General features: G+C 70.1%; 21 protein-coding genes, 1 tRNA gene and 1 pseudogene. 22 read left to right on the top strand and 1 reads right to left on the bottom strand.

All coding sequences use genetic code 11. The features are described 5' to 3' along the window. The first annotated feature begins 97 nt into the window (after window positions 1-97). The 18 genes from OXU32_02095 to OXU32_02010 all read left to right on the top strand — a co-directional run bounded on the left by OXU32_02095 (window position 98) and on the right by OXU32_02010 (window position 16,487). Entirely contained in the window at window positions 98-430 is a 333-nt protein-coding gene (locus OXU32_02095) for an STAS domain-containing protein (GenBank protein ID MDE0072760.1), read from the top strand. A gap of 48 nt (window positions 431-478) precedes the next feature. Continuing rightward, a complete protein-coding gene (locus OXU32_02090; protein ID MDE0072759.1) occupies window positions 479-898 on the top strand; it encodes an ATP-binding protein in 420 nt (139 codons plus the stop codon). Continuing rightward, window positions 895-2,457 carry a SpoIIE family protein phosphatase gene (locus OXU32_02085; GenBank protein ID MDE0072758.1) on the top strand — a complete coding sequence of 521 codons (1,563 nt, stop codon included), beginning with the start codon at window positions 895-897 and terminating at the stop codon, window positions 2,455-2,457. The genes OXU32_02090 and OXU32_02085 overlap by 4 nt, the downstream gene beginning before the upstream one ends. A 3-nt stretch (window positions 2,458-2,460) precedes the next feature. Beyond that, window positions 2,461-3,258: a 16S rRNA (adenine(1518)-N(6)/adenine(1519)-N(6))-dimethyltransferase RsmA gene (gene rsmA, locus OXU32_02080; protein ID MDE0072757.1), complete on the top strand. Its 798-nt coding sequence runs from the start codon at window positions 2,461-2,463 to the stop codon at window positions 3,256-3,258. Continuing rightward, on the top strand, window positions 3,255-4,073 hold the full coding sequence (locus OXU32_02075; protein MDE0072756.1) for a 3'-5' exonuclease: 819 nt from the start codon (window positions 3,255-3,257) through the stop codon (window positions 4,071-4,073). Before rsmA ends, OXU32_02075 begins: the two co-directional genes overlap by 4 nt. A gap of 104 nt (window positions 4,074-4,177) precedes the next feature. After that, the gene (locus OXU32_02070) at window positions 4,178-5,389 is read left to right on the top strand and encodes an acetyl-CoA C-acyltransferase (GenBank protein MDE0072755.1); all 1,212 of its coding nucleotides are present in this window, start codon (window positions 4,178-4,180) and stop codon (window positions 5,387-5,389) included. 110 nt (window positions 5,390-5,499) lie between these two features. Next, complete coding sequence (locus OXU32_02065; protein ID MDE0072754.1) at window positions 5,500-6,087, top strand: biotin transporter BioY; 588 nt, start codon at window positions 5,500-5,502, stop codon at window positions 6,085-6,087. Window positions 6,088-6,121: 34 nt separating this feature from the next. Continuing rightward, window positions 6,122-6,970, top strand: coding sequence for a 3-hydroxybutyryl-CoA dehydrogenase (locus tag OXU32_02060; GenBank protein ID MDE0072753.1), 849 nt, complete (start codon window positions 6,122-6,124; stop codon window positions 6,968-6,970). Between the two features lie 96 nt (window positions 6,971-7,066). Continuing rightward, window positions 7,067-8,251, top strand: a complete 1,185-nt coding sequence (locus OXU32_02055; protein MDE0072752.1) for an acyl-CoA dehydrogenase family protein — start codon at window positions 7,067-7,069, stop codon at window positions 8,249-8,251. A 58-nt stretch (window positions 8,252-8,309) separates the two neighbouring features. Further along, entirely contained in the window at window positions 8,310-9,401 is a 1,092-nt protein-coding gene (locus tag OXU32_02050; protein ID MDE0072751.1) for a Glu/Leu/Phe/Val dehydrogenase, read from the top strand. A 28-nt stretch (window positions 9,402-9,429) separates the two neighbouring features. After that, on the top strand, window positions 9,430-10,674 hold the full coding sequence (locus tag OXU32_02045; GenBank protein MDE0072750.1) for a serine hydroxymethyltransferase: 1,245 nt from the start codon (window positions 9,430-9,432) through the stop codon (window positions 10,672-10,674). 114 nt (window positions 10,675-10,788) lie between these two features. After that, on the top strand, window positions 10,789-11,166 hold the full coding sequence (locus OXU32_02040) for a hypothetical protein (GenBank protein MDE0072749.1): 378 nt from the start codon (window positions 10,789-10,791) through the stop codon (window positions 11,164-11,166). A gap of 128 nt (window positions 11,167-11,294) precedes the next feature. Beyond that, the gene (locus tag OXU32_02035; GenBank protein MDE0072748.1) at window positions 11,295-11,432 is read left to right on the top strand and encodes a hypothetical protein; all 138 of its coding nucleotides are present in this window, start codon (window positions 11,295-11,297) and stop codon (window positions 11,430-11,432) included. A gap of 30 nt (window positions 11,433-11,462) precedes the next feature. Next, window positions 11,463-13,073, top strand: coding sequence for an NAD(P)H-hydrate dehydratase (locus OXU32_02030; protein MDE0072747.1), 1,611 nt, complete (start codon window positions 11,463-11,465; stop codon window positions 13,071-13,073). Beyond that, window positions 13,070-14,089 carry a thiamine-phosphate kinase gene (gene thiL, locus OXU32_02025; protein ID MDE0072746.1) on the top strand — a complete coding sequence of 340 codons (1,020 nt, stop codon included), beginning with the start codon at window positions 13,070-13,072 and terminating at the stop codon, window positions 14,087-14,089. The genes OXU32_02030 and thiL overlap by 4 nt, the downstream gene beginning before the upstream one ends. 18 nt (window positions 14,090-14,107) lie before the next feature. Continuing rightward, window positions 14,108-14,923 carry a lysophospholipid acyltransferase family protein gene (locus OXU32_02020; protein MDE0072745.1) on the top strand — a complete coding sequence of 272 codons (816 nt, stop codon included), beginning with the start codon at window positions 14,108-14,110 and terminating at the stop codon, window positions 14,921-14,923. After that, window positions 14,902-16,182, top strand: coding sequence for a phosphopyruvate hydratase (eno, locus tag OXU32_02015; GenBank protein ID MDE0072744.1), 1,281 nt, complete (start codon window positions 14,902-14,904; stop codon window positions 16,180-16,182). Before OXU32_02020 ends, eno begins: the two co-directional genes overlap by 22 nt. Further along, complete coding sequence (locus tag OXU32_02010) at window positions 16,149-16,487, top strand: septum formation initiator family protein (GenBank protein MDE0072743.1); 339 nt, start codon at window positions 16,149-16,151, stop codon at window positions 16,485-16,487. Before eno ends, OXU32_02010 begins: the two co-directional genes overlap by 34 nt. Window positions 16,488-16,702: 215 nt before the next feature. On the opposite strand, the pseudogene OXU32_02005 reads toward OXU32_02010, so the two are convergent. Then, a pseudogene (locus tag OXU32_02005) lies at window positions 16,703-17,422 on the bottom strand (slipin family protein). 148 nt (window positions 17,423-17,570) lie between these two features. Here OXU32_02005 and OXU32_02000 point away from each other — a divergent pair. From OXU32_02000 to tilS, 4 genes are all read left to right on the top strand, one after another. Then, a tRNA-Met gene (locus OXU32_02000) sits at window positions 17,571-17,644 on the top strand. Window positions 17,645-17,763: 119 nt separating this feature from the next. Further along, window positions 17,764-18,276 (top strand): hypothetical protein, encoded by a 513-nt coding sequence (locus tag OXU32_01995; protein MDE0072742.1) that lies wholly within the window; start codon window positions 17,764-17,766, stop codon window positions 18,274-18,276. 23 nt (window positions 18,277-18,299) lie between these two features. Further along, complete coding sequence (locus OXU32_01990) at window positions 18,300-19,187, top strand: glycerophosphodiester phosphodiesterase (GenBank protein MDE0072741.1); 888 nt, start codon at window positions 18,300-18,302, stop codon at window positions 19,185-19,187. Beyond that, complete coding sequence (gene tilS, locus OXU32_01985; protein MDE0072740.1) at window positions 19,184-20,566, top strand: tRNA lysidine(34) synthetase TilS; 1,383 nt, start codon at window positions 19,184-19,186, stop codon at window positions 20,564-20,566. Before OXU32_01990 ends, tilS begins: the two co-directional genes overlap by 4 nt. Window positions 20,567-20,570: the final 4 nt, after the last annotated feature.

The raw sequence follows: 20,570 nt of genomic DNA, 5'->3' as shown, positions 1-20,570 counted from the left end.
CCCGCCGCCTTCAAGTAAACTGCCCCGCACTTCGCCCGACCTTCCACGCCGTCGGCGGATCCAGCGCGGATTCCATCAGAAAAACGCGGAGCCCGGCATGCCCTTCATCGTAGAACAATCCGGCGCGATCACCATCATCAGCGTAACCGGACACCTCATCGTTGCGAACCGCCAGGAGCTCAAACACGTCGTGCTCGAGCGGCTGCGGACCGGGGACCGGGAGTTCCTTGTCGACTTTGCCGAAACCGGCTACATCGACTCGTCCGGACTTGGGGTGCTGGTGTCCCTGTCCAAGAAGGTGCGGGAGCAGGGTGGGGAACTCCGGCTGGCCGCGCTCAACGATGACCTGCGCACCCTCTTCCAGCTCACCAAGCTCGACACCCTTTTCACCATCGTGGATTCCCGCGAAGAGGGCCTCCGGGACGGCTGAGTTTCGTTCGAGAGGCTCCATGCCCAGCGGCGGCCCATGGATCCGGAGTTGATCTTCCACCTCCCGAGCGACGTCCTCCGCATCGAGGACGCCGTCGAGAAGGTGGTCGCGCGCTGCCATCGCATCATCGAGCTCGAGCGAAGGGCCAGCCGCGTCCGCATGAATCTTCGCGTGGCGCTTGCGGAAGCGCTCTCCAACGCGATGCTGTATGGCAACGGCGCCGATCGGTCGAAGCGCGTGCGCGTGGAACTGACGATCACGGCCAAGGCCATCATCACCCGGGTAACGGATGAAGGACCGGGTTTCGACTACGAGGACATCCCGGATCCGACCACCCCCGAGAGGCTCCTGAAGCCCGACGGACGCGGGATCTTCCTGATGCGCAAACTGCTGGACGAGGTCTCCTTCAACGAGCGGGGCAACTCCGTCACCCTGCTGCTGAGACGCGATCAGGTACGACGCGAATGAGCGAGCCCGGACCTTCGCGGCTGCCTCAGCCGGCCCGCGCAACGCTGGACGAGTTTGCCGGGAGCTTCCCGTGGCGGCTGAGCGTGCGCGATCTGGTCTCCGGTCGCCGCATGTATCCGGAGGAATCCGGGACCGACCTGCCGGCCAGCGAGCAGGACGAGGCCCTGACGCGGCGACTGAGCACCCGCGAGGGCCGTAGCCTGGAGCTTGAAATCCGTCCCGCTGATCCGACCCTGGCGCCGGCCGCCGATCTCGTCTGCTCGCAGCTGATCCGGGTCCTGGATTCGGAACAGGAAATCAGCTTCCTCAGCGGCGAGTTGTCCGCGCGCTACGAGGAAATCAACCTGCTTTACTCGATCAGCGAGATCCTGGGTTCGATCCTGGAGCTCGGAGAGGCCGCACGAGTCATCCTCAACGAGGTATGCGACGTTCTGGGAGCCCGCCGCGGGTCGCTGTGGGTCTACGATGCCGGGGACGGACTGCTGCACCAGGTCGCGGCCGAAGGAATCGCCGGACTGGAGGGGCCGCTCGATCCCGCGGGGGAAATGCTCACCGCGCGGGTGTTCCGGGAGCGGGAGGCGATCATCAGCACCGGCGACGACAGCCGGCATCCAACGACCGCCCCCAACCTGCGCTCCGAATCGGCCCTCCTGGTGCCCATCCAGTACGCGCCGCAGGCGGGGCAGGCGCGCACGGTCGGTGTCATCAACCTGTTCGGGCGCAGGGGAAGCGGCACCTTCTCGGCCGGGGACCGCAAGCTGCTGACCGCCATCGCCAGCCAGATCGGCGCGGCGCTCGAGAATCATCGGCTCTTTCGCGAGAGCCGGGCGCGGGACCGAATGGCGCACGAGATGGAGCTGGCCCACAACCTTCAGATGCGGCTGCTTCAGCCGGTCGATCAGCTGGGGCTGAGCCAGGTAGCCGCGGAGGTGCAGCCGGCGGAGCAGGTGGGGGGCGACTTCTACCACTTCATCAAGCTCTCCGGCGGCCGGCTCGGCGTCATGATCGGCGACGTGTCGAGCCACGGCTTCCCCGCGGCCCTCATCATGGCGCTGGCCCTTTCGGCCGCATCCATCTTCGCGGGCGAGACGGAGAGTCCGGCGGAGGTGCTCCGCCACGTGGACGACGCGCTGCGCGACGAGCTCGAGACCACCGAGATGTTCCTCACCCTGTTCTACGGCGTGCTGGATCCCGCCGCGGGCGAACTGGTGTATTCCAATGCGGGCCACCCACACGCCTTCGCCTTCCGGCGGGGCACGAGGGAGCGGCGGCTGGCGGCCACCGACCCACCGGTCGGGATCGCCGGGCCCGGTTCCTATTCCGAAGCCAGCGTGCCCTGGGTCGCGGGAGAGGATCTGCTGTTTCTGTTCACCGACGGCCTCTCGGACTCGCTGGCCACCAGCGGTTCGCGCAGCGGCGAGGAGGCGGTGCTTGCGGAGGCGCGGAAGCAGGTCGACCGGGGTCCGGCTGCCATCGTCGAGTCGCTCTTCCGGCTTGCCGCCGAACCGACGCGCGCGATACCCGCCGACGACCGCACCGCCCTCGCCCTGAGGCTCTGAGACGTGCGGCCGAAGCGTTCCCTCGGCCAGAACTTCCTGGTGGACCCCAACCTGCAGCGGGCCATCGTCAGGGCGCTCGACGTGCAGGCGAGCGACGAGGTGCTGGAGATCGGGCCCGGGACCGGCGCGCTCACCCGCCATCTCGTCGATCTGCCGCGCCGCCTCGTGCTCGTGGAGCTCGACCGCGAGCTGGCCGACCGCCTCGCGCAGGAACTGGAGGGGCACCCGCAGGTGACCCTCGTGCAGGGGGACATCCTCGACACCGACATCGCGGCGCTGGCCGAAGACGTCTCCGCGCTCAAGGTGATCGGCAACATTCCCTACAACCGCACTTCACCGATCGTCTTTCGGCTTCTCGAACGCCCGCGGCCGGCCGAGATCGTCGTCATGGTGCAGAAGGAAGTCGGTGAGCGCATGCTGGCGGCTCCGGGCTCCCGCACCTACGGGGCGCTGTCGGTGGGGGTCCGGGTGGTGGCGCGCGTGGAGCGCGTCCTGCGCGTGCGGCGGACGGCCTTTCGCCCCGTCCCGCGGGTCGACTCCGTGGTCGTGCGCATTCGGCCCTTTCACCCACCCCGGATTTCCGCCGCGCGGGAGAAGGCCGTGCGCGTCCTCACCCGTGCGGCCTTTCAGCGCCGCCGCAAGCAGTTTCAGCGGATTCTCCGGGACGATCCGGCCTATCGCCTGAGCCGCCGGGAGGTGGCGCAAGTGGAGACGCGCAGCGGGCTGGACCTGACGCGCCGCCCCGAGACCTTCGCCCCCGAAGACTTCGTCCGGCTGGCGAAGATGTTGGAGCGGACATGAGCGCGGCGCGGGGATCATGGGTCGAGACGATCGCAGGGCTGCTCGGCGACGGTCCCCTTCACCCGGACGAGCTCGCCCGGCGGGCGAGCCGGCTGCGCGCGTTCGGGCAGGAGTCGCCCGCGCTGATCGCGTCGCTGCTGGGGCCCGATCCCAGGTTTCGCCTGGATCCGGAGGGCCGCTGGCAGTTGACCCCGGGCCTGGCCGGGGTGCGTTCGTCGCTCGGCTTTCTGGACTACGCGGTGGTGGATGTGGAGACGACCGGAGGCGCCTACCAGGAAGGCCACCGCATCATCGAGCTGGCCATCGTTGAACTGCGCGAAGGCGTCGTGACCCGCGAGTTCCAGAGTCTCGTCAACCCGCAGCGAGCGATCGGCGCTTCGGTAACCCGCCTGACCGGCATCAGCGCAACCAGGGTGGCTGCGGCGCCCCGGTTCCGCGACATCGCCGGCGAGATCCGGAGGCGGCTCGAGCACCGCGTCTTCGCAGCCCACAACGCCGACCACGACTGGGCTTTCGTCGGCGGGCAGTTGCGCGAGGCGCTCGGGGACGCTCCGCGCGTGCAGCGGCTATGCACCGAGCAACTGTCGCGCCGGCTGCTGGCATCACAGCGGCGCCATCATCTCGACGCCCTGTGCGGCCGCTTCGGCATCGAGGTGCACGGGCGTCACCGCGCCCTGGGCGACGCGCGCGCCGCGGCCGAGATCCTGAAACATCTTCTGGAGGAGACGGAGCGGAAGGGAGTCCGCGACCTTCGGGCGCTCCACGAACTCCTCGTCGGTCCGGAAGGGCGTGACCCGGTCGACGGATTGATCTAGATTTAAGAGCTGCCTTCGCAGTTCCGTGATACACCGGGCCTTTATTGCCAGCCGTCGACTCTTCGCGGAATCGGCCTCTCCGTCCGAGCCCGCATGGGACCTACATGAACGACGAATCCCGCATCCCCGTCATCCTTGGATCCGCCCGCACCCCCATCGGCCGTTTTCTGGGCGGTCTCTCCCCGTTGCCCGGACCCGCGCTCGGAGCCGTCGCCGTGCGCGCGGCGGTGGAACGCTCCGGCGTCGAGCCGTCCGCCATCGACGAGGTGCTCATGGGCAACGTGGTTTCGGCCGGAGAAGGGCAGGCGCCCGCCCGCCAGGCCGCGGTGAACGCCGGCCTGCCCGCGACCATCCCCTCCGTCACCGTGAACAAGGTGTGCGGCTCCGGACTGAAGGCGGTGATGCTGGCGGCCCAGGCGATCCGGGCGGGAGACGCGCGCGCCGTCGTGGCGGGCGGCTTCGAGTCGATGTCCAACGTGCCCTACTATCTGCGCGGGCACCGCGGGGGCGTGAAGTTCGGAGATCAGGAGGTCAGCGACGGCCTCATTCACGACGGTCTCTGGTGTTCCTTCGAGGGCCGCCACATGGGTGGTCATGCGGAATACACGGCGACGCGGGCGGGCATCACGCGGGAGAGGGCCGACGAGTTCGCGCTGGGGTCGCACCGCAAGGCGGTGGACGCCATCGACGGAGGACGATTTAGGCGCGAGATCGTGCCGGTGGAGGTACCGGCCCGCCGGGGCGCGACCGTGGTCGACACCGACGAGGGACCCCGGCGCGCCACTTCACTGGAGGCGCTTGCCAGGCTGCGTCCCGCCTTCGCCCGCGACGCTCCGGACGACGTCGATGAGCTGGTGGTCACCGCCGGAAACGCGCCGGGGTTGAACGACGGCGGTGCCGCCCTGGTGGTCGCCTCCATGGAATTCGCCCGGGCACACGGCCTGCCGGTGGCCGCCCGCGTCACCGCCTACGCTTCGGCGGGCACGGAACCGCGCGACCTCTTCTTCGCGCCCATCTTCGCCGTGCGCAAGGTGATGGAAGCAGCGGGCAAGGCGGCGGACGACTACGATCTCGTGGAGATCAACGAGGCATTTGCGGTTCAGGCGCTCGCGGACATCGACGCCCTGGGCCTGAACGCGGACCGGGTAAACGTGAACGGCGGCGCCGTCGCGCTGGGCCACCCCATCGGCGCTTCCGGGGCCCGCATCCTGGTCACGCTCGTGCATGCGATGGAGGACCGGGACGCCGCGACGGGTCTCGCCACCCTCTGCCTCGGGGGCGGCAACGCAGTCGCGCTCGCGGTGGAGCGTGCGTGACCGCGCGAGCACCGGGTGCGGAAGGTCGGCCCCGCCCATCCTCCGACCCGCGGGGATCCGGGAGGCGGCACGAAACCTGCTGACATAGCACAAACACGGGGAGGGTCAGGATGCGGACTGTAGAGTTGAGCCAGGGACAGGGAATTCTGGTACGCATGGCGTCGCTCGCCAGCGGTCGGCGGACGCTGACCGCGGCGCTCTTCGTCCTGCTCACCACCGCGGGCGCCTACGTGGCGGTGCCGGTGCCCTGGACGCCGGTCCCGATGACGCTGCAGCCGCTCTTCGTGCTCCTGTCGGGCCTCGTGCTGGGGCCATCGGCGGGAGCCGCCAGCATGGCCGCCTACGTCCTGCTCGGCGTGGGCGGCGCACCGGTGTTCGCCGCGATCCCGGCCGGGCCGGCGGCCCTCGTCGGCCCAACGGGCGGCTTCATCCTCGCCTTTCCCCTGGCTTCCGGCCTCTGCGGATGGCTGGCCGGCCCCCGGGACGCGGGCGCCCCGCGCATCCTGTTGGCGCTGGTGGCGGGACTTCTGGTCATCTACCTGGCGGGCGCGACCCAGTTGGCCCTGCTCACCGGCGCCGCTCCCACGGCGGTATTCCGCAACGCCGTGCTGCCCTTCGCGCTCGGCGACTCGATCGAACTGCTGCTGGCCATGGCGATCGCACTCCGGCTGAGGTCCCGGGCTCGCGACGATCGCTGACTCCCGGAGCATCCTGATGGCGGAAACGAAGCCCATGCGACGCATTGCCGTGATCGGGTCCGGGACGATGGGAAACGGCATCGCCCACATCGCAGCTCTTTCCGGGCTCGAAGTGGTCCTCTACGACATCGCGGAGGAAGCGCTCGCGCGGGGCACGGCGAACATCGCGCGCAACATGGACCGCCAACTCCGGTCGGGTCGACTCGAAGCGGACGAGAAGACCGCCGCGCTTGCCCGCATCCAGGCGACCGACGACCTCGCCCGGGCCGTTTCCGACGCGGAACTTGCCGTTGAGGCGGCTCCCGAGGACGCCTCGCTCAAGTATCGCCTCTTCGCCGAGCTGGACCGGCTCGCCCCGCCCGGCGCGATCCTGGCATCCAACACGTCATCGATCTCCATCACGACGATGGGCGCCCGCACGGCGCGCCCTGACCGCGTCATCGGCATGCACTTCATGAACCCCGTGCCGGTCATGCGCCTCGTGGAGGTGGTGCGCGGACTCCGGACCAGCGACGAGACCGTGCGGACGGTGGTGGAACTGGCGACCCGCCTGGGCAAGACCCCGGTGGAGGTGAACGACTTCCCGGGCTTCGTCTCCAATCGCATCCTCATGCCGATGATCAACGAGGCGATCTTCGCCCTCACGGAGGGCGTCGCCGAGGCGGAGGCGATCGACGCGGTCATGCGAATGGGGATGAATCATCCCATGGGACCGCTTGCGCTGGCCGATCTGATCGGGCTCGACACCTGTCTCGGCATCCTGGAAGTACTGCACCGGGAGCTGGGCGACGACCGCTACCGTCCCGCCCCGCTGCTTCGCAAGTACGTGGCAGCCGGCTGGCTGGGGCGCAAGACCGGGCGTGGATTCCATTCCCATGAGTAGCGCTTTCGCCCCGGGAAGGCCGGCCGGCGGCGGTGCTTCGGCCAGTTCCGCGTGTGGGGACGGGCTGCGGGACGCCTCCGCCACGCACGGTGCTCCATGACCCCGGAGGAGCGATCCATTCGGGAGATGACCCGGGAGTTCGCGGACGGCGAGATTCGTCCGCGCTCCGCGGGCTGGGACGAGCACCGCCGCCTGGACGACGATGTCCTCGGGATGCTCGCCGAATTCGGCTTCCTGGGGATGGGCATTCCGGAGGCGTTCGGCGGCCTCGGGCTCGACCTGTCCACCTGCCTGGCGGCGACGGAGGAACTCGCCCGTGCCGACGGGAGCCTGGCGCTGTCCGTGTCGCTGCAGAACGGACCGGTCGCGAGCCTCCTGCTCGCGCATGCGTCGGAGGACCTGCAACACGAGCTTCTTCCCGGCATCGCGTCCGGGGAGCGCCTGGTCGCGTTTGCCCTGGGGGACCTCGGGGCGGCGGGCGCCGAGGACGCCGGCGATGCCATCGCCACCCCGGCCGGCGACGGCTGGCGGCTCGACGGCGGCAAGCACTGGGTGGTGGACGGCAACAGAGCCGGAGCGGCCATGGTCTTCGCTCGCCCGGCCGCGCAAGGCGGAACGGGCGGCGCCGGCGTGTTCCTGGTGGACACCTCCGCACCCGGATATCGCGTTGTACGCCGCCGCGAGACCCTTGGCCTGTGCGCGGCCGAGATCGTCGATGTCGAGCTCGACGGCGTAGCGGTGTCCGCGCACTGGGTGATCGGGAGCCCGCGGCGCGGAGACGAGTATGCGGCTCAGGCGCTGCCCCTGTCCCGCCTGGGCGGCGCGGCGGTCGCCCTGGGCATCGCGCAGGCCGCCTTCGAGCACGCCGCCCGCTACTCGCGCGAGCGCGAACAGTTCGGGCGCGCGCTCACGGCGTTCGGCGCGATCCGGCACAAGCTCGCCGGAATGGCGACCCGTATTGCGGCGGCCCGCGCCCTGGTGCGGGAGACCGCCGTCGCCCTCGAAGCATCGGGCGCGGAGGGAGGTGTCGGCCTGGCCTCCTGGACGGACCGCCCCGGCCTGACGGCGACCCCGGACATGGCGAGATGGGCGGCGAGCCACGCGGCCGTGTCGGTTGCCCGGGAAGCGGTTCAGATCTTCGGCGGGTATGGCTACATGCGCGACTATCCCGTCGAGAAGCTGATGCGCGACGCCAGCGGCACGGGCATCTGCGAGGCCACCGGCGAAGTGCTGCGCATTATCGCGGCGCGCGGGTTCCAGGCCACGGTCGCCACGGGGTGAGCAGCGCCGGCGACGGAATGGCGCGGGGTGGTGCGGAAGACAAAAAAGGGAACTGAGCATGCAGATATTCGAGGAGATGGCGGCCTTCCGCCACGATCAACTGGCATTCTGGTCGGAGCCCGCGGCGGGCTATCGAGGCATCATCGCCATCCACGACACGACGCTGGGTCCGGCTCTGGGCGGCACCCGCCTGTGGAGGTACGCCAGCGAGGTGGACGCCCTGACCGACGCCCTTCGCCTCGCGCGCGGCATGACCTACAAGGCTGCCATCGCGGGCCTGAAGCTCGGCGGGGGCAAGTCCGTCATCCTGGCGGATGAACGCCCGCGCGACCGGGAGCGGCTGTTCCGGGCCCACGGCCGCGCCGTGGAGTCTCTGGGCGGGCGCTACATCACCGCGGAGGACGTCGGCACCTCCGTGGACGACATGGAGTTCGTGCGCGCGGAAACCCGATGGGTGGCCGGGGTGCGCGGAGGTTCCGGCGATCCCTCTCCCGCCACGGCCCACGGCGTCTACCAGGGCATCAGGGCGTGCGCGCAGGAGCGCTACGGCGATCCCTGCCTGGAGGGCAGGCACGTTACCGTCCAGGGCGTGGGGCACGTCGGGTATCAATTGTGCGCCGAACTCGCGGCCGAAGGTGCCAGGCTCACGGTCGCCGACATCAACGCCGGCAGCGTTGAGCGCGCGGTGCACGAGTTCGGCGCCACCGCCGTCGCTCCAGAGGCAATCTACGACGTCCCGGCGGACATCTTCGCCCCATGCGCACTGGGCGGGGTGATCAACGACCGGACGGTCGCACGCCTGCGCGTGGACATCGTCGCGGGCTCGGCCAATAATCAGTTGGCCGAGCCGAGGCATGGCAACGCGCTTCAGAAAAGGGGCATCCTGTTCGCTCCCGACTACGTGATCAACGCCGGAGGGCTCATCAACGTGTACGGCGAGCTGCACGGCTGGTCTGTTGAGCGCACCAGAAGGAAAGCCGCCGGGATCTACGACGTCGTGCTGAACGTCTTCCAGCGGGCCCGCGAGGATGGCATCACGGCCGCCGAAGCCGCGAACCGCGTCGCCCTGCAGATACTGACGGATGCCCGCCGCCCCGGCAGCGCCGAGCACGGCTCACGTGCCCGGCGGGCGGTTTCCATGAGCACCTGACCCGAGCGAGACATTGTCCACCGATCATCTGCGTCGTTTCGACCCCGAGATACATCAGGCCGTCCACGCCGAAGAGGCGCGTCAGCGCGATCAGCTGGAGATGATCGCCAGCGAGAACTTCGCGTCGCGGGCGGTCCTGGAGGCGACGGGTTCGGCGCTCACCAACAAGTACGCGGAAGGACTCCCGGGACGTCGCTACTATGGCGGCTGCGAGCACGTCGACGTGGTCGAGAGCCTGGCCCGGGCACGCGCCTGCACGCTCTTCGGAGCCGACCATGCGAACGTTCAGCCTCATTCCGGGGCACAGGCCAACCTGGCGGCCTTTCTCGCCTTCCTCAGGCCCGGAGACCGTTTTCTGGGCATGCAGCTCAGCCACGGCGGCCATCTCACGCACGGATCCCCGGTCAACGTGAGCGGAAAGTGGTTCCGGGTATCGTCCTACGGCGTGCGCGAGTCGGATGGCCTCATCGACTATGACATCGTGCGCGAGCAGGCGCGCTCCGAACGCCCCCGCCTGATCGTCGCGGGCGCCAGCGCCTACCCGCGCACGCTCGATTTCGCCGCGTTCGGGGAAATCGCGCGCGAAGTGGACGCGCTCCTGATGGTCGACATGGCCCACATCGCGGGGCTCGTCGCCACCGGCGTGCATCCCAGTCCGATTCCCTACGCTCACGTGGTGACCACGACCACGCACAAGACGCTGCGCGGACCCCGCGGCGGTCTCATTCTGGCGCCCGCCGAACACGCGCGCGCCGTCGACCGGGCGGTGTTTCCGGGCTCCCAGGGGGGCCCAATGATGCACGTGATCGCCGCCAAGGCGGTCGCGTTCCGGGAGGCGCTGGCGCCGGAATTCTCGCTCTATACGCGGCAGGTGGTGGCAAACGCGCGAGCCCTGGGGGCCGAGCTCATGGAACACGGGTTCCGCCTGGTCAGCGGCGGCACCGACACCCACCTGATCCTGGTCGACTTCGGACAGGACGGCCTCTCGGGAGCGCAGGCCGAGGCGGCGCTTGCGCGCGTGGGCATCACCGTCAACAAGAACACGGTCCCCGGGGAGTACCGGTCGCCGCTGGTCACGTCCGGGATTCGGCTCGGGACGTCCGCGCTCACCAGCCGCGGCATGGGGATCGACGAGATGCGCCTCATTGCCGGCTGGATGGCTCGGGTTCTGCTTCGTCCCGAGGACGACGAGGTGCTTGGAGAAGTGCGTGGCCGAGTGCGCGAAATGAGCGCGTCCTTCCCGCTCCGAAAGGAGACCGTTCCGGTCGGTTGACTTCGGCCGGGTTTGCAGGCAGGGCCGCAATATCATGTCCTGCAACGGGAAACGTCCTGTTACCCCGCATGGCCGGGGCTGGCGCTCTCCGTGGAATCGCTCCAGATTTCTCCCATGAACGACCCGCAGATTGGCGACGATGTCATGGTACGGCTCGATGGACGCAACCCGCGTTTCCATGTCAAGGCGTACCTGTTTGTACTCTCCGCCCTGCAGTCGGTCTCGGACTCGCTCGAAAAGCGGCGCCATATCTCCGGCACGGAACTCGCGCAGGGAGTAAGGCGTCTCGCTCTCGAGCAATATGGCCCGATGGCGCGCACGGTTCTGGAACACTGGGGCGTCCACGCCACGGAAGACCTGGGTGAGATCGTCTTCGATCTGGTCGACTGCGGGATTCTCCTGAAACAGGAAGAGGATTCTCCCGAGGATTTCAGGGGCGTGTACGATTTCGAGGACGCTTTCGAGCACAACTATCCGTGGGGCAGGGCCTAGCCCTCGCTCCAGCCTGACGAACTCAACAGGTCTCGTCTCTTCGAGACCATCCGAGAGGGGACTGGACAATGTCCGAAGAGCAGAGCTTTCCTTCCTGTCTCAAATGCAATACGGGGCTATTGCTCCCGATGTCCGACTACGGACGCGAGGGCGCCCCGATCCGATACAAGGCGTGGGTCTGTTCCAATCCCGACTGTGGCTTCAACATCAGGATCGACAACGGAGAGATCACCTTCGGGCGTAACATCACTCAGAGCTACAAGTAGTCCCTCCTGCACTTCCCGATGGCGCCACGCGTGACCGGCAACCGCGGCGCTTCCTCCAGAGGCCGTCGCGGTCGTTCGAGGATCCTCTTCGGCGATCCTGATGTCCACGCTCCCACCGGCAGCGAAGCGGCATCCTTCGATCGCTTCGCCATCGATCGACTCGGCGTTCCCGGCCGGACCCTCATCGAGAACGCGGGACGATCGGCCGCCCTGGTGCTCGAGCGCATCTTTGCGCGGGGGTCGGTGGTGGTGTTCGCGGGGTCGGGCAACAATGGCGGCGACGGCCTCGCGCTGGCGCGCGCGCTGGCGGGCTGGGGCCGGCCGGTCACGGTTGTCCGGGCGTCGGCGAAAGCCCCGGATGCGCGCCTTCTGCACGAGTGGCGGTTACCCACGCTGGACGCAGGTGACGAGGGCGCCCGTGGTGAGATCGCGCGCGCGGCCGGGTCGGCCGGCGTGCTTGTGGACGCGGTGCTCGGCACGGGGATTTCGGGCGCCCCCCGAACTCCCCAGGCGCGCATACTGGAGGGCATGAACCGGGCCGCCAGGCCGCTTGTGTCTCTCGACATTCCTTCCGGGGTGGACGCCGATACCGGGGCCGTCCCCGGGGAGGCCGCCCGGGCCGACGTGACGGTGGCCTTCGGGTGGCCCAAGCTGGGCTCCCTGCTTCAACCCGGGCGCGCGCATGCCGGTCGCCTGGTGGCTGTGGAGATCGGGTTTCCACCGGTGCCTCCCGCAACCTTCCGGGCGCGCGTGGTGACGCCCGGGTGGGCGCGGGACGCGATGCCGGTTCGTCCTGCCGATACGCACAAGCACCAGGTCGGCTCGCTGCTCCTGTTGGCGGGCGCGCCGGGGATGGCGGGCGCGGCGATCATGGCCGCGCGGGCGGCACTGCGGGCCGGGGCGGGATACGTGCGCATCGCGAGCTCCGCGGCCAATAGGCCCGTGCTCCAGGGCGCCGTCCCGGAAGCGGTGTTCGTGGACATGGCCGACCGTGGCGCGCTCGCCCGGGCAGCGATGGCATCGACCGCGGTCGTGGCCGGTCCCGGGCTGGGGGTCGCTGCAAAGGCCGCCGGCGCCCTTGAGGCTGTTCTGGAGGCATCCGGCGATGCCCCGGTGCTGCTCGACGCCGACGCCCTGAACCTGGTGGCGTCGGGGGCGGGCCCGGCCCTGGGCGACCTGGGGCGCGCTCGACCCGTGCTGGTGACGCCGCACCGGGGAGAGATGAGGAGGCTCGTGGCCGCCGCCGACGACCTCCCCGGTCTTCCGCACGAACTGGCTCTCGACCGGGCGGCGGCGTGGTCGTGCACGGTGTTGCTGAAGGGCAACCCGTCGGTCGTAGCCACCCCCGAAAAGCGGCTCCTGGTTGGCGGGCTCGGGAGCTCCGATCTGGCCGCGGCGGGGATGGGGGACGTGCTGAGCGGAGTCGCGGGCTCGCTGATGGCGCAGGGGTGCGACCCATCGGTGGCAGGCGGGCTGGCGCTGCACCTGACCGGGGTCGCGGCCGCGCTCGGGAGCGAGGGTCCGGGACTGGTGCCGGGCGACGTCATCGCCCGCCTTGCGGCCGCCGTCCGGCGTCAACCGGATCCGAAGAGCCGTCTCGGTCTGCCCTTCGTCATCTTCGACCAGGAGGCCTCTCGTTGAGCTCGCTGGGACCGGGCGGCGAGTTCGACCTGATTCGGTCCTTCCAGGCAGCCGGACCGCCGCCCGGGGCGGAGGTGCTGGTGGGTTCCGGGGACGACTGTGCGGTGCTCGAATCCGGCTGGGTGGTGAGCACCGACGCCTTCCTCGAGGACGTGCACTTCCGGCGCTCCTGGATCAGCTTCGACGAGGCGGGCTACCGCGCCGTGACCGCCGCCCTGAGCGACGTGGCCGCGATGGCCGCGCGGCCCGTCGGCGTGCTCGTCGCCCTCGGCCTGCCCCACGCGGATGCCTCACGCATCGCGGCGGGCCTTCGGCCCGGCATCCGGCGAGCGTGCGAACGTGCAGGTTGCGCGCTTGTGGGGGGCGACCTCACCCGCTCTCCGGGTCGGCTGGTCGTCAACGTGGTCGCACTGGGACGCGCGCATCGCCCGATCCTGCGGAGCGGGGCCGGCGCGGGCGACGAGGTCTGGGTGACGGGCGTGCTGGGCGCGAGCGCCGCCGCCGTGCGCGACTGGCAGGGCGGACGCGAGCCCGGTCCATCGGCGCGGGAGGCTTTCGCCGCACCCGCCGCGCGCCTCGAAGAGGCTCGCTGGCTCGCCGAGCGCATCCGGGTGACCGCCCTCATCGACCTCTCGGATGGCCTTTTGGGAGACATGGGCCACGTCGCCGCGGCGAGCGGAGTTGCCATCGTCCTGGACGCGGCCCTCGTCCCCGTCGCCCCCGGAGCCGTCGCCGCCGCCGGGTCGCGCCGCAGCGCGCTGCCTCTCGCGCTTGCGGGAGGCGAGGACTACGAACTCGCCTTCACCGCGCGGCAAGGGTCCGCGGCATCGGTCGCGGCCGACTTCCATCACAGGTTCGGGATATCCCTCACGCGCGTCGGAATTGTCGCCGACGGCGCGGGCGTTAGACTTGAGGGCGACGGCGCGGACGAGTTCGACCCCGGATCCGTGGGCTTCGACCACTTTCGCGCGCCGCCATCCGGCGCGGCCGACGTCGGGCGCCCGGAGAACCGGTAAGGCGGATCGGGAGTGCGGATGCTTCGGACGGGATGGGTGGCGCTGGCGGCGATCGCGACGACGGGCTACTACGCCGCGATCATTCTGTTCACCTCCGTGGTCCCCGCCTGGCGCCACCGGCGGTGCGGACACTGGGCGCAGGGCTGGTCCGCCGTCCTGTTGCGTGCCGCGGGTGTGACCGTCACCTCGACCGGGCTCGACCGGGTCGATCCCCGGCGCTCGCAGATCGTGGTTTCCAACCACCAATCCTGGTTCGACGTCCTCGCGCTCTTCGCCACCTTCCCCACCTCCCTGCGCTTCGTGGCCAAAGAGGAGCTGCGCTCGGTCCCGGTCTTCGGCAAGGCGATTCTGCGCTGCGGCCATATCGCCATCGACCGCCGCAACCGCCACAGCGCGATCGAGTCGCTGCAACGGGCGGCCCGGCGGCTGCGCGAGCGCACCCTTCACGTCGTCATGTTCGCGGAAGGCACGCGGTCGCCCACCGGGGAGCTCCAGCCCTTCAAGAAGGGCGCCTTCGTGCTGGCCCTCGAGACGCGGACGCCGGTTCTGCCGGTTGCGGTCGTGGGGAGCCGCGCCGTGATGCCCAAACACAGCTACGCGATTCGATCGGGTGAGATCGAGGTGCGGGTCGGCGAACCCATCGAGGTGGGCGATCTGACGGCGTCGGATCGAAACGCGCTGCGCGACCGCGCGCGCCAGGCGGTCGCAGATCTCATGTCCGGACCGTCACCAGGGCAGGCCAACGGGGCGCTCGCGTTGCCACTCGCCCCCGCCGCCCCGGCAACCGGGCCCGACGTCAAGGAGGAGCAGCCGTGTCCGCGATCACGGAAGTGAAGGGGAGGGAGATCCTCGACTCCCGCGGAACCCCGACGGTGGAAGCCGAGGTGACCCTGGCGACCGGCGCGCGCGCGACCGCGGCGGTCCCCAGCGGGGCCTCCACCGGCGAGCACGAGGCGGTGGAACTGCGGGACGGAGACCCGATCCGCTACCGCGGCAAGGGCGTGCGCCGCGCGGTGGCTCACGTCAACGGCGAAATCCGCGGCGCCGTGGTCGGGAGGGAGGCCCGCGAGCAGCGCTCCCTGGACCGCGCGCTCGTGGAGCTCGACGGCACCCCCAACAAGGGCCGGCTCGGGGCGAACGCGATCCTGAGCGTGTCGCTGGCGACGGCGCGCGCGGCCGCCCTCGAGGCCGGGCAGCCCCTCTACCGCTACCTGGGCGGCGAGGCGGCCACCGTCCTTCCGGTCCCCATGATGAACATCCTGAACGGCGGCGCCCATGCGCCCAACAACGTCGACATCCAGGAATTCATGGTCATGCCGGTGGGCGCCGACACCTTCTCCGAGGGGCTGCGCGTGGGCACGGAGATCTTCCACGCCCTCCGCGACGTGCTCTCCGAAGCCGGCCGCAACACCGCCGTGGGCGACGAGGGCGGTTTTGCTCCCGATCTGGGCGGAAACGAGGAAGCGATCGAGGTGGTGCTCACGGCCATCGAGCGCGCCGGTTACCGGCCCGGCGACGAGGTCGTCCTCGCCATCGACGCCGCCGCCAGCGAATTCCTCCGAGGTGACGACTACGTCCTGCAGGGCTCCGGCGGCGGCCGCCTCGGCCGGGAGGCGATGGTGGCGTTCTGGGACGACTGGACCCGCCGCTACCCCATTGCTTCGCTCGAGGACGCGCTGGGTGAGAACGACTGGGGGGGATGGGGGGTATTGACCAGGGCCATCGGAGAACGCGCGCAGCTGGTCGGCGACGACCTCTTCGTCACCAGCAGCGAGCGGCTGCGGCGGGGGATCCGCGAGGGAGTTGCGAACGCCATCCTCATCAAGGTGAACCAGATCGGCACGCTGACGGAAACCATGGACGCCATCGACCTGGCTCGCGCCTCGGGCTACCGGTGCGTGATCTCACATCGCTCGGGCGAGACGGAGGACACGTTCATCGCCGACCTGGCCGTCGCGCGCGCAACCGGACAGATCAAGACGGGAAGCGCCAGCCGAAGCGACCGGGTGGCCAAGTACAACCGCCTGCTGCGCATCGAGGAGGAACTGGGAGCCGCGGGATCCTATCCGGGGAGGGCGCTCTGGGCATCCTGAGGAAGCTGGTCCTGCCGGTCATCGCGGGAGCCGCCGTCTACTACGCGGTCTTCGGCGGCGAACACTCCATGATCGAGCTGGGATCCGCGCGCTCGCAGGTGAGGCAGGAACAGCGTGCCCTCGATCTGCTGCGGGCGGAGGTGGATTCGCTCACGGCCCGCGCCGACTCGCTGAGAAACGATCCGCTGACGCTGGAGCGCCTCGTGCGCGAGCGTCACGGGATGATTCGCGAGGGTGAGATCCTGTACCGCTTCGCGGACGATGTCGGCGCCGAGGAGCCGGACGATTCCACGGGAAGCCGGTAGTCGGCTCCGGCCCTCCAGCTCCTCCGCGCGTCAGGCCCTCAGGCCGGGTCTTCCTCCGCCGCGGCCGTCTCCTTCGCCTCGGTCGCGGAATCGGCGATTCTGCGAACCGCGTCCGCGAGCAACTGCCCCGAGGTTCCTTCCGGGAGGAGCGCGGGCGTCCCTTCGGCCACGGCCTTGGCGGCCGCCAGCCCCGTGCTGGTCGTGCCCGCCGACATGAGCTCCATCGGAATCGGGAAGACGGTGGTGGAGTTGTTCTCCGCGGCGATCTCGACGGCCGTCTGCAGATAGCGAAGCTGCAGGGCCATGGGGTACTCCTGAATGACCGCCGCCGCGTCGGCGAGCTTGCGGGATGCCTGGAACTCACCTTCCGCCGCGATCACCTTGCCGCGGCGCTCGCGCTCGGCCTCGGCCTGCTTCGCCATCGCCCGCTTCATCTCCTTGGGCAGATCGATGTCCTTGATCTCGACGCCCGTAACCTCGATGCCCCAGGGATCGGTTCCCTCGTCGATGATGTCGCGCACGATTTCGTTGATGCGTTCGCGCTCGGCGAGCAGTTCATCCAGCTCCGACTGGCCGATGACGCTGCGGAGCGTCGTCTGTGCCAGCTGGGAGGTGGCGAAGTAGTAGTCCTCGATCTCGACCACGGCCTTCGCCGGGTTGGTCACGCGGAAATACACCACGGCGTTGACCGTGACGCTGACGTTGTCCTTGGTGATGGTGTCCTGGGGCGCGATGTCCAGCGCCACGATGCGCAGGTCCATCCGCTTCATGCGTTCCAGCCCGTAGGGCACGAGAAAAATCAGCCCGGGCCCCTTGGCGCGGGTAAGCTTGCCGAGCCGAAAGACCACGCCTCGCTCGTATTCCCAGAGGACGCGAAAGCTGGTGAGGAGGCCGGTGGCGGCGACGACGATGCCCACGATCATCGGGATATCCATTCGGATCGCTCTCCCTCGGAACTCCGCCAACGCCGGTCCATGCCCGCTGGCGCCGGGGGTCCTCTGACAGGTTCGGGAAAATCCGCGGCCCCTGACGGTGCCGCTTGACACGCTATCTTCTCAAAACTAGCGTTTTCGCGATGTCCCCGCCGGAGTAGCTCAGCTGGTCAGAGCAGCGGAATCATAATCCGCGTGTCGGGGGTTCGAGTCCCTCCTCCGGCATCGCTTTCCTGCCCCGCCCCGCAGGGACCTGACCGTCCCGGCGGGGTTTCATATCTGTCCGTGCCCCGGGCGAGCCTGGTGGCACAAGCGGGAGACACCCGAAAGCGACGAGCAGGACCATGGCTGATCTGATCGAACGTGAGCTGAGTCGGCGCAAGGCGAGGATGGCCCGCGTGCTGGAGCGCCCGCTGCGGATCCGGGAAGGGGCCGCCGCGCCCCTGTCGCCGGACCGCCGCGCCTACTACCTGGATGAAGCTCGGGAGCTGTACTGGAACGAGCTGGAGTGGGAGAACATCACGGGCGAGGAGCGCCTCGACGACGGTCCGTTCACCGAACTGGCCTTCCCCGGCTTCCTCGCGTTCGTGCGCGGACTGCTGTTGCGCGAATCCATCGACGAGCGCGGCACGCCCGCAGACCCGCATCCCGCCATCGTCGAAGAGATCCTGAACTTCCTGGCGGAAAGGGTGGTGACCCTCCGCGCCGAACTGCGCGAGCAGGATCCCGAGTGGGACGTCGAACAGAGCGAAAGGGAATTGTCCATGACCGAACCGCTCATCGATCTGGTGCTTGCGCTGTTGTACGAGGTCACCCCGCCCGAGCGGGTGCGCCTGGAACAGGCCGCGGCGGATTGACGACGCCGGCCCGGCGGCGTTCCATGCGTGCGGCCCAGTGGGGATGGGCCGGCTGGCCCGTCCGCCGGCCAGGTCATCCCTACCTGGCGGGCGCTCCCCTCTTCATCGCCCATCGGGGCGGAGCCGCGCTGGCGCCCGAGAACACCATGGCGGCCTTCACCGCCGCGGTGGAGCAATGGGACGCCGACGTGCTGGAGATGGACGTGCACCGGACCGCGGACGGCAAGGTGGTCGTGATTCACGACGCCACCGTGGATCGCACCTGCGACGGCAGCGGCGCTGTGCGCGAGCTTCCCTGGAGCGAGGTGCGCATGCTCGACGCCGGCTATCGTTTCCGCGATCCGGCCGGCGAACCGGCCTTCCGGGGCCGGGGCGTGGGCATCCCGCTGCTGGACGAGGTGCTCGAGACTTTCCCCGACACGCGCATCAACGTGGAGGCCAAGACCCCCGAGGTCGCGCCGCTGCTGGTCGAGACCGTCCTCCGCCACGGAGCGCGGCATCGGGTGCTGATGGCCGCGGAGCTGGAGGGCGCGCGGCCCTCGCGGCACGGCTATCCCGGCCCTCACGGTGCGTCCCGCCGCCAGATCCGGCTGTTCCATCTGCTGCACCACCGGCCGCTCGGGTTCCTGTATACGCCCCGTGCCGACGCCCTCCAGGTGCCGGACGCCTGGATGGGCACGCGGGTCGTCACGCCGCGCTTCGTCCGCGAGGCGCACCGGCGCAACATTCCGGTCCACGTCTGGACCATCGATGAGCCGGCCGACATGCGCCGACTGCTCTCGTGGGGGGTGGACGGCATCCAGTCCGACCGTCTCGACCGGCTGGCGCGCGTCCTGATGGAGGAAACCGGGAGGCCTCCGCCGCCCGCGCTCTCCGCCGCCGGCGCGGCGAGCGGCGAGCTGGCGCCATGAGCAGGCCCGACCGGTCGCTGGCCGCCCGCTTCCGCGCGGCGTTGGCCGAGGACGGGGTCGTAGCCGGCGGCGGGCGGGTTCTGGTGTCGCTCTCGGGCGGCCTCGACTCCACCGTCCTGCTTCACCTCCTGCGCTTCACGCCGGGCCTCCCGTCGCTCGAAGTGCACGCCGCGCACCTCGATCACCGCATGCGTCCCGGGAGCGCCGAAGACGCCCACTGGGTGAAGGGCATTGCGCGCGCCTGGGGGGTGCCGCTGGTGTCGCGCGCGGTCGCCCGTCCCCCCGCCAACGAAACCGAGGCGCGCCGGGCCCGCTATCGCTTTCTGGAGGAGGCGCGTACCGGGACCGGCTGCCGGTGGGTGGTGACCGCCCATCACGCGGACGACCAGGCCGAAACGGTCGCCTACCGGATGTTGCGGGGCACCGGCCTCGCCGGCCTGGCCGGGATCCCCCGCACTCGCGAACCGGGGCTGTACCGGCCGCTGCTGCCCTTCTGGAAGCGCGAACTCGCCGCCTACGCCTCTGCCTCCCGCCTCCGTCACCGGACCGACCCCACCAATCGGTCGGCCGACATCCCGCGCAACGTGGTCCGCCGCGAGCTGCTGCCGCTCGCCGAGGAGCGGGTCGCACCGGGCGCCCGCCGGGCCCTCCACCGTCTGGCCCGCCTGGCGGGAGAAGAGATCCGCCTCTGGCACGCCGTGGTTCCGACGCTGCTCGCGGGTCTTGGGGTGCGGCGCACCGAAGAGGGCGTCTCGTTCAGCCGCGACGGCTACCTGCAGTGCGATCCCCTGGTGCGCGCCAGGCTCATCCGGGAGCTGGCGGCGGAGTCCGGCGCCCGCCTCGATGCCCGCGGCACCGCTCTGGCGTCGGAGTTCGCCTGCTCCGCCGGGAGCGGCCGGTCGATCGACCTCCCCGGCGGAGCCGTTCTGTCCCGCGCCTATGAGCGCCTGATCATCGCGCGCGGCGCGAGGATCGCCGGGGGGCATCCCCCTCACGACTCCCGCTTCGTGGCCGTTCCGGCTCCCGGCGAAGGCGCGGCCGAGGGCCGTTCGGGAGGCGCCGCCTTCCTTGCCCGCTGGTCGACGCGCGGCCCGGTGGGAGGAGAGGGGCTCTCCATCCCGGCTCTGCGCTTCCCCATCCTCTTCCGCAGTTGGCGGCCCGGAGACCGCATTCGCCTGACCGCCGGCACGCGCAAGCTCAAGAAGGTGTTCGGGGACGCTCGCGTGCCGCGGCCGGCGCGCGCGCGCCGGCCGGTGCTGGCCGATGCCGGAGGGCGTATCCTCTGGGTGCCGGGGGTGGCGCGGTCGGTCGAGGCGCGGCCCGCACCTCAAGACGCAATCCTATACGTGGGAGTGGATCTCGATGACGCCACCGACTGACGTT

The organism is Gammaproteobacteria bacterium (assembly GCA_028819075.1).
In the GTDB taxonomy this organism is placed as follows: Bacteria; Gemmatimonadota; Gemmatimonadetes; order Longimicrobiales; family Gaopeijiaceae; genus BD2-11.
The sequence above is the reverse complement of the archived record's forward strand: the minus strand, read 5'-3'. Positions and strand labels throughout refer to the sequence as shown.